Annotated in this window: 14 protein-coding genes; 8 read left to right on the forward strand and 6 right to left on the reverse strand. The window is 67.5% G+C overall.

Features of this window, described 5'->3' with window-relative positions; translation table 11 throughout:
• The 7 genes from A5727_RS06730 to A5727_RS06760 all read left to right on the forward strand — a co-directional run.
• Nucleotides 1-365, forward strand: a 365-nt coding sequence (locus A5727_RS06730) for an AtuA-related protein (RefSeq protein WP_502687661.1), incomplete at its 5' end; no start/stop codon positions are given.
• Nucleotides 362-1,510 (forward strand): acyl-CoA dehydrogenase family protein, encoded by a 1,149-nt coding sequence (locus A5727_RS06735; RefSeq protein WP_068246556.1) that lies wholly within the window; start codon nucleotides 362-364, stop codon nucleotides 1,508-1,510. The genes A5727_RS06730 and A5727_RS06735, both read left to right, overlap by 4 nt.
• On the forward strand, nucleotides 1,507-3,102 hold the full coding sequence (locus A5727_RS06740; protein WP_068246559.1) for an acyl-CoA carboxylase subunit beta: 1,596 nt from the start codon (nucleotides 1,507-1,509) through the stop codon (nucleotides 3,100-3,102). The genes A5727_RS06735 and A5727_RS06740 overlap by 4 nt, the downstream gene beginning before the upstream one ends.
• An 8-nt stretch (nucleotides 3,103-3,110) precedes the next feature.
• Nucleotides 3,111-5,066 carry an acetyl/propionyl/methylcrotonyl-CoA carboxylase subunit alpha gene (locus tag A5727_RS06745; RefSeq protein ID WP_068246630.1) on the forward strand — a complete coding sequence of 652 codons (1,956 nt, stop codon included), beginning with the start codon at nucleotides 3,111-3,113 and terminating at the stop codon, nucleotides 5,064-5,066.
• Nucleotides 5,063-6,229, forward strand: a complete 1,167-nt coding sequence (locus A5727_RS06750; RefSeq protein ID WP_068246562.1) for an acyl-CoA dehydrogenase family protein — start codon at nucleotides 5,063-5,065, stop codon at nucleotides 6,227-6,229. The genes A5727_RS06745 and A5727_RS06750 overlap by 4 nt, the downstream gene beginning before the upstream one ends.
• Nucleotides 6,229-7,017, forward strand: coding sequence for an enoyl-CoA hydratase family protein (locus A5727_RS06755; RefSeq protein ID WP_068246563.1), 789 nt, complete (start codon nucleotides 6,229-6,231; stop codon nucleotides 7,015-7,017). Before A5727_RS06750 ends, A5727_RS06755 begins: the two co-directional genes overlap by 1 nt.
• Nucleotides 7,018-7,064: 47 nt before the next feature.
• Nucleotides 7,065-7,658 (forward strand): DUF1707 SHOCT-like domain-containing protein, encoded by a 594-nt coding sequence (locus A5727_RS06760; protein WP_068246565.1) that lies wholly within the window; start codon nucleotides 7,065-7,067, stop codon nucleotides 7,656-7,658.
• Nucleotides 7,659-7,740: 82 nt separating this feature from the next.
• Here A5727_RS06760 and A5727_RS06765 read toward each other — a convergent pair whose 3' ends face one another.
• Complete coding sequence (locus tag A5727_RS06765) at nucleotides 7,741-8,928, reverse strand: hypothetical protein (protein ID WP_068246568.1); 1,188 nt, start codon at nucleotides 8,926-8,928, stop codon at nucleotides 7,741-7,743.
• Nucleotides 8,929-9,419: 491 nt separating this feature from the next.
• Nucleotides 9,420-10,745 (reverse strand): hypothetical protein, encoded by a 1,326-nt coding sequence (locus A5727_RS06770; RefSeq protein ID WP_157521258.1) that lies wholly within the window; start codon nucleotides 10,743-10,745, stop codon nucleotides 9,420-9,422.
• Between the two features lie 401 nt (nucleotides 10,746-11,146).
• Here A5727_RS06770 and A5727_RS06775 point away from each other — a divergent pair, with 401 nt between their 5' ends.
• Nucleotides 11,147-12,001, forward strand: a complete 855-nt coding sequence (locus A5727_RS06775; RefSeq protein WP_068246574.1) for a 3-hydroxyacyl-CoA dehydrogenase — start codon at nucleotides 11,147-11,149, stop codon at nucleotides 11,999-12,001.
• 10 nt (nucleotides 12,002-12,011) lie between these two features.
• On the opposite strand, the gene A5727_RS06780 is transcribed toward A5727_RS06775, so the two are convergent.
• The 4 genes from A5727_RS06780 to A5727_RS06795 form a co-directional block, all read right to left on the reverse strand.
• A complete protein-coding gene (locus tag A5727_RS06780; RefSeq protein ID WP_068246577.1) occupies nucleotides 12,012-12,902 on the reverse strand; it encodes a DUF4344 domain-containing metallopeptidase in 891 nt (296 codons plus the stop codon).
• A 41-nt stretch (nucleotides 12,903-12,943) separates the two neighbouring features.
• Nucleotides 12,944-13,426, reverse strand: a complete 483-nt coding sequence (locus tag A5727_RS06785) for an SRPBCC family protein (protein ID WP_068246580.1) — start codon at nucleotides 13,424-13,426, stop codon at nucleotides 12,944-12,946.
• Between the two features lie 3 nt (nucleotides 13,427-13,429).
• Complete coding sequence (locus A5727_RS06790; RefSeq protein WP_068246583.1) at nucleotides 13,430-13,777, reverse strand: ArsR/SmtB family transcription factor; 348 nt, start codon at nucleotides 13,775-13,777, stop codon at nucleotides 13,430-13,432.
• Between the two features lie 181 nt (nucleotides 13,778-13,958).
• Nucleotides 13,959-14,291, reverse strand: coding sequence for a hypothetical protein (locus tag A5727_RS06795; protein WP_157521259.1), 333 nt, complete (start codon nucleotides 14,289-14,291; stop codon nucleotides 13,959-13,961).
• Nucleotides 14,292-14,417 lie beyond the last annotated feature (126 nt).

Genomic DNA, 14,417 nt, shown 5'->3' on the forward strand with positions numbered 1-14,417 from the left:
CCGCCCTGCCGCCCGCCCTGGAGACCGGACCCACCCGCCGTGTCCCCCTGGGCACCATCGTGGGTGCACGCAGCGGCGACAAGGGCGGTGACGCCAACGTCGGACTCTGGGTGCGCACCGATGAGCAGTGGCGGTGGCTCGCCCATTTCCTGACCGTCGACCGGGTGCGGACACTGCTGCCCGAGACCGCGAGCCTCAAGATCACCAGACATCTGCTGCCCAACCTGCGCGCGGTGAACTTCGTCGTCGAGGGGCTCCTCGGACAGGGCGTCGCCTATCAGGCCCGCTTCGACCCGCAGGCCAAGGGCCTGGGTGAATGGCTGCGCGCCCGCCACGTGGACATCCCGGAGAGGCTGCTGCCGTGAACATCTGGACCACCCCCGAGCGCCAGCAGTTGCGCAAGACCGTGCGCGACTTCGCCCAGCGCGAGATCCTGCCGCATGTCGACGACTGGGAACGCGCCGGCGAACTTCCCCGCGATCTGCATCGCCGCGCCGCCGAGGCCGGGCTGCTCGGCGCGCAGTTCCCGGAGTCGGCCGGCGGCGGGGGCGGTGACGGTGCCGACGCCGTCGTGATCGCCGAGGAGTTGCACGAATCCGGCGCTCCGGGCGGGGTTTTCGCATCGCTGTTCACGTGCGGCATTGCGGTCCCGCACATGGTGGCCTCCGGCGATGAGCGCCTCATCGAGGAGTTCGTGCGGCCCACCCTGGGCGGGGAGAAGATCGGCGCCCTCGCGATCACCGAACCCGGCGGCGGGTCGGACGTCGGCCATCTGACCACACGCGCCGTGCGCGACGGTGACCACTACATCGTCAACGGCGCCAAGACCTACATCACCTCCGGGGTTCGCGCCGACTATGTCGTGACCGCGGTGCGTACGGGCGGGCCGGGCGCCGGGGGTGTGTCGCTGCTGGTGGTGGAGAAGGGCACGCCGGGGTTCGAGGTGACCCGCAGGCTCGACAAGATGGGCTGGCGCTCCAGCGACACCGCCGAACTGTCCTACACCGACGCGGCTGTGCCCGCGGAGAACCTCGTCGGGCCGGAGAACTCGGGCTTTCTGCAGATCGCAGCGGCCTTTGTGTCCGAACGCATCGGCCTTGCCGCCCAAGCCTATTCGAGCGCGCAGCGCTGCCTGGATCTGACCGCGCAGTGGTGCCGCGACCGGGAGACCTTCGGCCGTCCGCTGATCTCACGGCAGTCGGTGCAGAACACCCTGGCCGAGATGGCGCGGCGCATCGACGGGGCGCGGGTCTACTCCCGTCACGTCGTCGAACGGCAGCTGGCCGGTGAGACCAACCTGATCGCCGAGGTGTGCTTCGCCAAGAACACCGCGGTGCAGGCCGGCGAATGGGTGGCGCACCAGGCCGTGCAGTTGTTCGGCGGCATGGGCTACATGACCGAATCCGAGGTCGAACGCCAGTACCGCGACATGCGCATCCTGGGCATCGGCGGCGGAACCACCGAAATCCTCACCGCGCTCGCCGCCAAAACGCTTGGATATCAAGCGTGACGGTACTCCGCTCAGCACTCGATCCGGACTCGCCGGCCTTCCGCGAGGCCGCCGACGAACTCCTGCGCAAACTCGGTGAACTCGACGCCGAGTTCGCCAAGGCCATCGCCGGTGGCGGCGAGAAGTACGTGGCCCGCCACCGGGAACGCGACAAGCTCACCGCGCGCGAGCGCATCGAGGCACTCATCGACCCGGACTCGCCGTTCCTGGAGCTGTGCCCGCTGGCGGCCTACGGCAGCGAGTTCCAGGTGGGCGCCAGCGTGGTCACCGGCATCGGCGCGGTCGAGGGTGTCGAATGCATGATCGTCGCCAACGACCCGACGGTGAAGGGCGGCACCAGCAATCCGTGGACGCTGCGCAAGACCCTGCGCGCGAACAGGATTGCGCTGGAGAACCGCCTTCCGGTGATCTCGCTGGTGGAGTCCGGCGGCGCGGATCTCCCCACCCAGAAGGAGATCTTCATCCCCGGCGGCCAGCTGTTCCGGGACCTGACCCGGCTGTCGGCCGCCGGCATCCCGACCATCGCGGTGGTGTTCGGCAACTCCACCGCCGGTGGCGCCTACATACCGGGCATGTCGGACCACGTCGTGATGATCAAGGAGCGCTCCAAGGTGTTCCTGGCGGGCCCGCCGCTGGTGAAGATGGCCACCGGGGAGGAGTCCGACGACGAGTCGCTCGGCGGCGCCGAGATGCACGCGCGCACTTCGGGACTGGGTGACCACCTCGCGGTGGACGAACTCGACGCGATGCGGATCGCGCGGCGCATTGTGGTCCGGCTGAACTGGACCAAGCAGGGCCCCGCGCCCGCGCCGTTCACGGAACCACGTTTCGACGCCGAGGAACTGATCGGCATCGTGCCCCCGGACCTGAAGATCCCGTTCGACCCGCGGGAGGTGATCGCCCGCATCGTCGACGACTCCGACTTCGACGAGTTCAAACCCCTCTACGGCGGTTCGCTGGTGACCGGTTGGGCCCGGCTGCACGGGTATCCGCTGGGCATTCTGGCCAACGCGCGGGGGGTGCTGTTCAGCGAGGAGTCCCAGAAGGCGACACAGTTCATCCAGTTGGCCAACCGCTCCAACACTCCACTCCTGTTCCTGCACAACACCACCGGCTACATGGTGGGCAAGGACTACGAGGCGGGCGGAATGATCAAGCACGGCTCGATGATGATCAACGCGGTGTCCAACTCGACGGTGCCGCACATCAGCCTGCTGATCGGCGCGTCGTACGGCGCGGGGCACTACGGGATGTGCGGGCGCGCCTACGACCCCCGATTCCTGTTCGCCTGGCCGTCGGCCAAGTCCGCCGTGATGGGCGGTACGCAGTTGGCCGGGGTGCTCTCGATCGTCAGCAGGGCCGCCGCGCAGGCCCGCGGTCAGACCGTCGACGAGGACGCCGACGCCGCCCTGCGCGCGGCCGTCGAGGCGCAGATCGAGGCCGAGTCGCTGCCGGCGTTCCTGTCCGGCCGGCTGTACGACGACGGGGTGATCGACCCCCGCGACACCCGCACCGTGTTGGGAATGTGTCTGTCCGCCATCGCCAATGGCCCGATCGAGGGGACGTCGAACTTCGGCGTCTTCCGGATGTGAGCGCGCCGATGATCTCCAAGGTCCTGGTCGCCAACCGCGGTGAGATCGCCCGCCGGGTCTTCGCCACCTGCCGTCGTCTCGGGATCGGGACCGTCGCGGTCTACACCGATCCCGATTCCGGTTCGCCGCACGTCGCTGAGGCCGACACCCGCGTGCGGGTGCCCGGCTATCTGGACATCGACGCGATCCTGTCCGCGGCCAAGGCCGCCGGCGCCGACGCGATCCATCCCGGGTACGGGTTCCTCTCCGAGAACCCCGAATTCGCCACCGCGGTCGAGGTGGTGGGCCTGACCTGGATCGGCCCGCCTGTCGAGGCGGTGCGGGCCATGGGGTCCAAGATCGAGTCGAAGAAGATGATGGCCGCCGCGGGCGTGCCGGTGCTCGAGCAGTTGGATCCGGCCACCGTGACCGACGACCAGCTGCCCGTGCTGGTCAAGGCGTCGGCGGGCGGCGGCGGCCGCGGCATGCGCGTCGTCACCGAGGTCGCCGCCCTGACCGGCGAGGTGGAGGCCGCGCGCCGCGAGGCCAAGTCGGCGTTCGGCGACGACACGGTGTTCTGCGAGCGGTACCTGCCGACCGGCCACCACGTCGAGGTGCAGATCATGGCCGACGCACACGGGACCGTGTGGGCCGTCGGCGAACGCGAGTGCTCGATTCAGCGGCGGCACCAGAAGATCATCGAGGAGGCCCCCTCCCCACTGGTGGAACGCCACAGCGGCATGCGGGACAGGCTGTTTCAGGCCGCCCAGTCGGCGGCACACGCCATCGGGTACACCGGGGCGGGCACGGTCGAGTTCCTGGCCGACGACGCCGGCGAGTTCTTCTTCCTGGAGATGAACACCCGCCTGCAGGTCGAGCACCCGGTCACCGAGGCCACCACCGGACTGGACCTGGTGGAACTGCAACTCGCCGTCGCCGACGGTCAGGCTCTGGACCCGCAGCCGCCCGCGCCGCGCGGCGCCTCGATCGAGGCCCGCCTGTACGCCGAGGACCCCGCCAGGGACTGGCAGCCGCAGGCCGGAGCCGTCCACCACTTCGAGGTGCCCACGGCGCGAGGGAGTTTCGAGAGTTCGGGGCGGCCCGAGATCCGGTTGGACGCCGGCATCGCGACCGGGTCCACGGTGTCCATCCACTACGACCCGATGCTGGCCAAGGTCATCTCGTGCGCGCCGACGCGCGCGCAGGCCGCCGCCATGCTGGCCGACGCGCTGGCCCGAACCCGGCTGCACGGAGTCCGCACCAACCGTGACCTGCTGGTCAACGTGCTGCGGCATCCGGCCTTCCTCGACGGCGAGACCGACACCGCCTTCTTCGACACCCACGGTCTGGCCGCCCTGGCCGCGCCGCTGGCCGACGACGCGTCGGTGCGCGCCTGCGCGATCGCGGCGGCACTGGCCGAGGCCGCGCACAACCGCGCAGCCGCACGGGTGTTCGCCGGAGTGCCCAGTGGATGGCGCAACGTCGTCTCGGCGTATCAGTCCAAGACCTTCCGGACCGGAGACACCGAACACGTTGTGCGGTACCGCTTCACCCGCACCGGCGTCGTGCTGCCCGACGACGACGGAATCCGCGTCGTGTCGGTGGCCCCGGAGGGCGTCGTGCTCGACGAGGGTGGCGCCGAGACGGCCTTCACCGTGGCCCGGTACGGGGAGTCGGTGTACGTCGACTCGTCGCGCGGGAGCGTCGAGCTCACCGCCGTGCCACGGTTCGTCGAACCCGGATCGACCATCGCGGCCGGGTCGCTGGTGGCGCCGATGCCCGGCGTGGTGATCCGGCTGGGCGCCAGTGCGGGCGAGACCGTGACGGCCGGTCAGCCCCTGGTGTGGCTCGAGGCGATGAAGATGGAGCACACCCTGACCGCACCCAGTGCCGGGGTGCTCGCCGAACTCAACGTCACCGAAGGCCAACAGGTCGAGGTGGGCGCCGTCCTGGCGCGCGTCGATTCAGGAGAAGACGAACAATGACCGACACGGGATTCATCGAGAGCGACGAACGGCGCGCACTGCGGCAGGCGGTGTCCGCGTTCGCCGCCGACTACGGCCAGGACTACTACCTGGAGAAGGCCCGCGCCGGCGAGCACACGACCGAACTGTGGACCGAGGCCGGGAAACTCGGCTTCATCGGCGTCAACCTGCCCGAGGAGTACGGCGGCGGCGGTGCGGGCATGTACGAGTTGAGCCTCGTGATGGAGGAGATGGCCGCCGCCGGTTCGGCCCTGCTGATGATGGTGGTCTCGCCGGCCATCAACGGCACCATCATCGCCAAGTTCGGGACCGAGGAGCAGAAGCGACGCTGGCTGCCCGGCATCGCCGATGGGTCGATCACCATGGCGTTCGCCATCACCGAACCCGATGCGGGGTCCAACTCGCACAGGATCACCACCACGGCCCGCCGCGACGGCAGCGACTGGATCCTGTCCGGCCAGAAGGTCTACATCTCCGGAGTGGACCAGGCCCAGGCCGTGCTGGTGGTGGGACGCACCGAGGAGGCCAAGACCGGCAACCTGAAGCCGGCGCTGTTCGTGGTGCCCACCGACACTCCCGGACTGAGCTACACCAAGATTCCGATGGAGATCGTCAGCCCCGAGTTCCAGTTCCAGGTGTTCCTCGACGAGGTCCGACTGCCCGCCGACGCCCTCGTGGGGTCCGAGGACGCCGCGATCGCGCAGCTTTTCGCGGGGCTGAACCCCGAACGCATCATGGGTGCGGCCTCCGCGGTGGGCATGGGCCGGTTCGCGATCGGCAAGGCCACCGAGTACGTCAAGACCCGGCAGGTCTGGAAGACGCCGATCGGGGCCCATCAGGGCATTTCACATCCCTTGGCGCAGAATCACATCGAGATCGAACTGGCGAAGCTGATGATGCAGAAGGCCGCGACGCTGTACGACTCGGGCGACGACTTCGGTGCGGCCGAGGCCGCCAACATGGCCAAGTACGCCGCCGGTGAGGCTTCGGTGCGCGCGGTCGACCAGGCGGTGCAGAGCCTCGGCGGCAACGGGCTGACCAAGGAGTACGGCATCGCGTCGGCGCTGACGGCGTCACGCCTGGCCCGCATCGCCCCGGTCAGCCGCGAGATGATCCTCAACTTCGTGGCCCAGACCTCGCTCGGGCTGCCCAGGTCGTACTGATGGACTCCCCCGTCGACTACCGGGTGGCGGACCGGGCCGCGCACCTGACTCTCAACTCGCCGCAGAACCGCAACGCGCTCTCGCCGGCACTCGTCGGCGCGCTGCATCAGGGCCTGCGCGACGCGGTGTCCGATGCCGACGTCCGGATGGTGGTGCTCGGGCACACCGGCGGCACCTTCTGCGCGGGCGCGGACCTCAGTGCTGCGGCCGGGGGTGACCCGTACGAGTTGGCGGCCGCGCGCGCCACGGAGATGGCGGACCTGCTGCGCGCTCTCGTCGAATGCCCCCTGCCGGTGATCGGTGTGATCGACGGCCACGTGCGGGCCGGGGGCATGGGCCTGATCGGCGCGTGCGACATCGTCATCGCGGGGCCCAAGAGCACGTTCGCGCTCACCGAGGCGCGCATCGGGGTGGCTCCCGCGATCATCTCTATGACGCTGCTCCCGAAACTGAGCCCACGTGCCGCAGATCGCTATTTCCTCACCGGCGAGACGTTCACCGCGGCGAAGGCACAGGAGATCGGGTTGGTGACCGTGGCGGCCACCGATCTCGACGCCGAGGTCGCGACGATCGTCGACGCTCTCAGCAAGGGCTCCCCACAGGGACTCGCCGCGACAAAATCCCTGACCACAGCGTCAATTCTGCGCGGCTTCGATCGGGACGCCCAGCGCCTCAGCGAAGATTCCGCAAAACTGTTCGTCTCCTCCGAAGCACAGGAGGGGATGCTCGCTTTTTTGCAGAAGCGGCCACCGAAATGGGCCGAATCGGCAAATGATGGCCACGATTAGATATCCCCACTTTGCGGTTGACAACGTGCGTCGTAGGCTCGTCACCGATGAGCGATTCAGCGCAGCGGGACTCATCATTGCGAGCCGCCGACACCGACCGGATTCAGACTGCCCAGCTGCTGACCGATGCCGCAGCACAGGGTCAGTTGAATCTTGCTGAGTACGAGAGCCGCCTGACACAGGCCTACGCCGCCGAGACGTACGGCGAACTCGATCGCCTGTCCGCCGATCTCCCCAGCATCGCCAACATCCGCCGCGGCGCATGCAAACCGGCGCCCTCGACCGTGCTGCTGGCGATCCTGAGTGGCTTCCAACGGCGCGGCCGCTGGAACGTGCCGCAGAAGCTGACGACGTTCACGTTCTGGGGCAGCGGGGTCGTCGACCTCCGCTACGCGGACTTCACCTCACCGACGGTCAACATCCACGCGTACTCGATCATGGGCGGGCAGACGATCCTGCTTCCGCCCGAGGTCAACGTCGAGGTGGGCGGACTGGGCGTGATGGGTGGCTTCGAGCACAACATCACCGGCGACGGCGCGCCCGGCGCACCGTGCGTGCGGATCTCGGGATTCGCGTTCTGGGGCAACGTCGGGATCAAGCGTAAGAAGCGTCGCGCCGCCCGGGTGGAGGACGTCGCCTAGGCACCCGCACTCAACGTGAAAAGGCCGTTGGCCCTTCCCGCTCCCGGGGAGGGCCAACGCACTTTTCAGTTGACCTGCAGCATCATTCGCCCGGTTCGCCCGTCTCCGGGGAACCCGAGTCGGCGCGGTCGCCGCTTTCGGACACAGGCTTGGGCTTCCCTCCGAACCGGGCGCGGACCCGGTCCAGACGTTCCAGAGTGCGTTCGGTGATCGCCTCGGTGCGCGCGGCGATGTACTCCGCGCGGGCCTGCTCTGCCTTGGCCTTGGCGTCCTTGAGGCCGTCACGGATGGCCTTCACCTGGTCGGCGATCACGCTGGGTACGCGGGCGTCGACCTTGGACGGAGCCGCGACGGGGCTCTCCCCGCCCTGCGGCGATCCCCCCTCGGCCGCGGGTGCCGTCTTCGGATCCAGGTCACGCTCAGCGGTCGCGCTGGCCGTGCCCTTTTCGACGGCTGATGGAGTGGTGGCGTCGTCGCCGGTTTCTCCGCTTGGGACCTGCAGCCGCGCGCTCGCCGAGGCCGTCGGCCGCTGGCTGGGGACCAGTGCCTGGATGACGCGGATCAGCGCACCCACCGGGTCCCTGAGGACGGCGACCACCGCTGGCGGCAGGTAGGCGTCGATGTTCAAGATGTCGGCAAGGGTCTCCGTCGCTCGCTTCAACCCGTCGCGTAGACCGCCCTTGACCCAGGACGTCGGATCGAGATCCCTCAGGTTGATCCCGACGACACCGGCCAGCGCGACGACCGGTTCGACCACGAAGTCCACCAACTCCGACAGACCGAGATCGTCGACGATCTTGGCGAGCAGCGCCCGCGGACCGGCGGAGAACAGGATGTCGTCGTAGTCGAAGCGGATGCCCTGGCTGGCGATGCCCTCATCGACGAAGTAGTAGAGCAGCGAGGGGGTACCCACTCCGGTCCAGGGGTTCCAGTCGTCAACCGACTCGTTCCTGGCTGTCGCTGGGTCGTCGCCCACGACTCCGTCCCTGCCTCCGGCGCCGCCCGCGAGGTAGCGGTCGACGTCCTTGGGCACCAGGGGGCCGTTGAGCGAATCGGCACCGTTGTAACCCTTGAAGAACGCATTGAGCGCACCGAGCATCGACAGTGCGGTCACGTCGAGCGAGCCCGGCGAGCTCTCCGAGGGTGTGACCCCCTCCTGCACTGCGGCCACCTCCACGGTCGGCGGACGCAGAACCTCGGGAGTGGCCGCGATGATCGCAGCAGCACTCACGAGCGCGACGCCGGACGTGACGATGGTCTTCATCGCCATCTGAGGAGGTCCCCCAATCATGGGTCATCGATGGACAAGTGTGTTCCTAGTCAAAGACCGAGAACTTGCTGAGAGGACCCTAAGCGGTCGTTTGCCGATGGGCAACTGAAACACGCGTTTTCACAGATTTTCGACCGGCTCGTGACGTCTCGACGGACTCCCTCGGCCACCGCCGCACCGGAGTCCCGCTGACCGAAAACGCGCTGATCAGGCGGTATGCGATGTGGGCGTCGCGTTTATGCGCGGCGTTGCCGCAGGGGCGGGACACCACGCTGCAGGGCGGGGTGGGAGGCGTGGGCACAAGGCGAGACACAAAGCGCGGTACAAGTTCGCTGATGTGAACGACTTCGTGGGCTCGCCGCGTTGCCCACTCCAGAATGACGACAGCGTGGAGAACACCGGAACGAGGTTGGGGGCGCGTGCCGACCCCAAAACGCCGTTGGCCCCACCCGATTCGGGAGGGGCCAACGGGCTTGGATCTCTTCAGGGGGTCAGCTCTCGCCGCCGCCTTCGGTGCCGCCGCCGGTGGTGCCACCGCCGCCACCGTTGTCGTCACCGCCGCCGACCGTGGCACCCGCATCTGCGCCGCCCGTGCGGGGCTTCAGGCCGAGTGCAGCGCGGACGTTCTCCTTGCGCTCCGCACGCTTCTCCGCGCGCTGAGCCTTGGCTTCCTTCGCCTTGGCCTTGGCGTCACTGATGGTCTCGCTGAGGCTCGGAAGGCCCGGCTTGGTTTCGGGTGCGGCTTCGGTCTTCTCGTCGGTGCCTTCTTCGACCTTCTCTGCTGCCGGGGCCGGCGGCGTGATGGCGCCCAGGGCGTCCTTGGCCTTCTCTGTCAGGTGGTCGCGGAACTCGATCGGGGTGGGCAGCTTGATGGCTGCGAACGGGCTGGGCTTCTGCTCCTCGGGGGCAGCCGCGCCCTCTTCCTCGGTGGTGCCCTCGTCGGCGATGCCCTCGTCCTCGACCGCGGCCGTGCGCTGGACGGACACAGCTTCCGACTCAACCAAGTCTTCGTCGTTCGGGATGAGCGCGCCGATGATGGCGACGAGGGTCCCCAACGGGTGGGTGAGCACCTGCGTCAGCTCCGGACCCAGGAACTCGGTCGGATCCTTGAAGACGTCCAGGATCGGGGTTTCCCCGATGATGGTCGGCAGGGCCGCGACCAGCGCCAGAATGCCCGTCGGATCGGCGTTGATCGGATCGTGGAAGATCCGCAGGATCGGCTCCAGCGGTGTGCCCTCCACCAGACCGACCGGATCCGTCAGGAGATCGCCCACCTCTGGCGGCAGCGCGCTCAGCGGGTTGCTGATGAACGCCAGCAGACCGTCGAGGCCGAGGTCGGTGGCGATCTTGTAGAACAGCGCGGTCTGGCCGGCCGAGAACAGGTAGTCGTCAAGCTGGAAGTTGACGCCCAGGCTCGCCAGGCCCTCATCGATCAGGTAGTAGAGCAGCGCCTCGACGCCGAAGCCGACGCGGGGATCCCAGTTGTCGGCGGACTCGTCGTAGGCCGTGTCCGGGTCATCTTCGAGGATGTCGTCCCAACCGTCCACATCCACGCCGTAGGGCTCAACGTCGTCATACCCCAGCGCCTCACCGACCGAATCGTCACCGTTGTAGCCCTCGAACAGTGCGTTGAGTGCGTTGCGCAGCGACAGCGCGGTGAGCTCGTACTTCGCCGTCGAGATCTTGGTCGGGGTGGGCACGCTCTGCGCCGCGGCGACCTCAACGGTGGGCGCGGGCATGATCTCCGGCGTCGCCGCGATGATCGCGGCGGCACCCGCAAGGGCAACGCCGGAGGTGAGAATGGGCTTCAATGCCATGTGGACGGTCTCCCCGATCAGGTTGTTGAATCTCGTTGACACTCCTAGGCGCAAACCTAGAAGTTGCTGAGAGGATCCTAAGGGGTGGTTTGCCGATCAGCAACCGATTCCGCGACCCGCGTTTGTGACGAATTGCGCGTGATTGTGCCGCGCATTGTTTACGCGGAAAAGCCCCGCGACGGCCGTCGGCATCGCGAAAAACAGGCCCATCACCTGCGATTGCACTCATGCACTCCCGCCTGTGGGGACTCTTGACGTCGGCGCCGGCCCCGCCCCGTCATGCACCCTTGCCGTCGCCCACTACGGAACCCTCCAGAAAACAACCATATTGTTAGCTGAGTGAACGACATTGACCGCACTACGCTGAATCTGTCCTCGTCGCCGCCGCGAAACGGAGCAGCATGCCCATCTCACTACGCACGGTCACCGTCCTCGGCGCCGGAGTGCTCGGTTCCCAGATCGCGTATCAGAGCGCATACAAAGGCTTTCCCGTCACCGCCTACGACATCGACGACGAGGCGCTGCAGGCAGCGCGGAAGCGGTTCGACCATCTGGCCGCGACCTACCTCAACGAGGTGCCCGGCGCCGACGACGAGACCACGCAGGCCGCGCTGGATCGGCTGACCCTGACGACCGACCTGGGCCGCGCCGCCGACGCGGATCTGATCATCGAGGCCGTCCCCGAGCTCCTGGACGTCAAGCGGGAGACCTACTCGGCGCTGGCCACGCTGGCGCCGCAGCACACGATCTTTGCGACCAACTCCTCCACGATGCTGCCGAGCGACCTGAAGGAGTCCACCGGCCGCCCGGATCGCTTCCTGGCGCTGCACTTTGCGAACCGGATCTGGAGTTCGAACATCGCCGAGGTCATGGGCACCGCCGACACCGATCCCGCGGTGTACGAGGCCGTCGTCGAATTCGCCTCCGCCATCGGCATGGTGCCCATCGAACTCCACAAGGAGAAGGCGGGGTACGTGCTCAACACGCTGCTGGTGCCGTTCCTGCGGGCCGCGCTCGAACTGGTCGCCGGTGGCTACGCCGAACCGGGCGACGTCGACAACACGTGGCGCATCGGCACCGGGGCACCCGTCGGGCCGTTCCAGATCTACGACGTCATCGGCATGCGCACGCCGTACAACATCATGTCCCACGGCGACGAGGAGGCGCAGCAGATGGCCGCGTGGCTCAAGAGGAACTACATCGACAAGGGCAAGCTCGGCCTGGCCTCGGGCGAGGGGTTCTACAAGTACTTCTGAGCGGCGACGCTCACTGCTTCATGTGGTCTGCGAGCAGCGTCCCCCACGCCTTGACCAGTCGCTCGTACTCGTCCTCACACGTCTCGGCGCGGGCCTGCGGCAGCAGACCGCTGTCGATGATGTCCTGGTTGGCCTCGGGATCCGAACCGTAGATCCAGCATTCGAAGTTGTACATCCGGGCCTGGTTGAGGCTGTGCACGTCGGCGTAGTCGCCGTCCTCCGGCGTCCCCCACGTCTGGGCGTAGATCCGGTACTCGCGGGCCTGATCCTTGGCGGCCTGCACCAGATCGGGGTCGACGTACCCGTTGATGTCGGGCGTCAACAACCAGAACGCCGCCATCTGATCCGCAACGTCCTCTTCACGGCCGGTGGCCGGGAGGTCGTACAGATCGATGGCCATGTGCCCCAGTTCGTGGAAGAACGACGCGACCGCGACGCGGCGTGCGGTGGCCTCGGGATCGGGATCGCCTGCCTCACCGAAGATTCGCAGACTCTCATCGACATCCTCGTAGCAGAGCACCATCTCCTTGTCGACGTGGTTCCAATAGTCGTTGGGCTCATCGCACTGCGAACCCTTCAGCGGAACATCGAAGGGCAGCTTGAGGTTTCCGTTGACGGTGTCGGACAGATCCTCGAGCAGGTTCAACTTCTCCATCAGTGCCCTGCCGTTTTGGGACTCGTCCGTGGTGGCGTCCTCGTATTCCGGCACCATGCTGCCGTTGTCGTCATCGTCGTCATCGTCGGTGTCCGCGTCCGCCACTGCGTCGACGGCGGATTCGGTCACCGACGACTCCTGCTGCGGGGCCGGACTCGACCCGCACCCGACGAGCATCGTCGCGACGGCGCCGACCGCCAGCAGGAGCTGCCACGGATACGCTTGGCGTCCACCAGAACTCAGCATGGGAACACCATAAGGGCAGTCACCGTCGCACGATCACCGATTCATGCAAGCAGGTCGTCGATCTGGTTGATGGCCGACGAGGCCCCTTCGACGACGCCCATGTCGAGCACCTGCTGGAGCGCTTCGGCGGACGCGTAGGTGCTCACATACCGCGCGCGGGTGCCGCCGTCGTACTCGGTGAAGGTGTAGTTGTTCTCCGACACCGGCAGGTCAGGGTTCGGGTTGAAGTCCGCGTCGGCGAAGCCGTCGAGGAACGAGAAACTCGTGGGCTCGTCGACGGCCGTGACCTGCCAGTAGCCGGCGTACTTCTCGCCGTCGGGTCCGGTCATGAAGTAGGTGACCCTGCCGCCGGGGGTGAGGTCATGGTCGACGAACGTCGCCGGATGACTCGGTGGGCCCCAGACCTTCTCGAGCTGACGCGGGTCCGCGTACACCTGCCAGATGCGTTGCACGGGAGCGGCGAACTCGGCCGTGATGGTCAAAGTCAGGCTGTCGAGATCGTGCTGAACGTCGGTCACGGGCATGGCTCAGTTCTCCTTGTTCTCGTTGTTGTCGGCTGCGATCAGGTCGTCGATGCGGGCGATGCGGCCACGCCACACCTGCTCAAGCTCGGTGAGCAGGGCGGCCACCGACCGCACCGCCGCCACGTCGCCGCTGGCCAACTGCTCGCGGCCACGCCGCCGCTTGATGACCAGCCCGGACTTCTCCAGGACGGCGACGTGTTTCTGCACCGCGGCGAAGCTCACGTCGTACTTGACCGCGAGTTCGGAGATCGAGTGCTCGCCGGCCAGCACGCGGCGCAGGATGTCCCGCCGGGTTCGGTCGGCCAGGGCGTGGAACAGGGCGTCGGCCCGGCTCTCGTCGATCACGGTCACGCCACTAACATACAACCGATTGGTTGTATGTTGTCAAGGGCTTCTTGGCTGCGTCTCTTTGGGGGATGCCCGCGGGGGTGGGCCGCAACCACCCCCAAGCTCCCTAAAATGTGCGAAATCGCAGGCAAATCAGCCGAATTGGCTGCAATTCCGCACAAAACTCGGCGTCCGCCGACGCCGGCTACTTCATATTGCCCAGGATCCGACTCAACGAGGCGGACTGCTTCTTGAGGATGTTGGACACCGTGCTCAGCGCCTTGTTGTGACGGTCGAGAACCTGCTGCAACCGCACAGTGTCGTCATCGCTCAACCTCTGTGGCCGCAGGCGCGGAGAGACCAGGACGGCCCGCAACTGTCCGGGCGAAGAGTCCACGGAGTTCGCATCCTCCCCGCTGGACGACGGACTGGCGACAATGTCGACGGTGGGCGCGGCGACCGCGGTGCCGACTGGCCCAACGGCCAACGTCGCCCCCGCCAGCAGCAGCGCCCCAAAGGCCACGCGCGCCCGTATCACTGACTGCTCCCCTGTTGTGACCACGGCAGACCCCTCCCCTCTGTGCGCGACCCGATGGCCCGCTGTAGAGGCACGCTAGGAGCGCCTGGTCCGCATGGCGTGAGTAGTCGACTACTGGACTTCGAC

The sequence above is a fragment of the Mycobacterium sp. ACS4331 genome, assembly GCF_001667265.1.
In the GTDB taxonomy this organism is placed as follows: domain Bacteria; phylum Actinomycetota; class Actinomycetes; order Mycobacteriales; family Mycobacteriaceae; genus Mycobacterium.

Coding starts and splice junctions, on each gene's coding strand:
- A5727_RS06745 (WP_068246630.1), top strand. CDS start 3,111: ATGATCTCCAAGGTCCTGGTCGCCAACCGCGGTGAGATCGCCCGCCGG.
- A5727_RS06750 (WP_068246562.1), top strand. CDS start 5,063: ATGACCGACACGGGATTCATCGAGAGCGACGAACGGCGCGCACTGCGG.
- A5727_RS06755 (WP_068246563.1), top strand. CDS start 6,229: ATGGACTCCCCCGTCGACTACCGGGTGGCGGACCGGGCCGCGCACCTG.
- A5727_RS06760 (WP_068246565.1), top strand. CDS start 7,065: ATGAGCGATTCAGCGCAGCGGGACTCATCATTGCGAGCCGCCGACACC.
- A5727_RS06765 (WP_068246568.1), bottom strand. CDS start 8,928: ATGGCGATGAAGACCATCGTCACGTCCGGCGTCGCGCTCGTGAGTGCT.
- A5727_RS06770 (WP_157521258.1), bottom strand. CDS start 10,745: ATGGCATTGAAGCCCATTCTCACCTCCGGCGTTGCCCTTGCGGGTGCC.
- A5727_RS06775 (WP_068246574.1), top strand. CDS start 11,147: ATGCCCATCTCACTACGCACGGTCACCGTCCTCGGCGCCGGAGTGCTC.
- A5727_RS06780 (WP_068246577.1), bottom strand. CDS start 12,902: ATGCTGAGTTCTGGTGGACGCCAAGCGTATCCGTGGCAGCTCCTGCTG.
- A5727_RS06785 (WP_068246580.1), bottom strand. CDS start 13,426: ATGCCCGTGACCGACGTTCAGCACGATCTCGACAGCCTGACTTTGACC.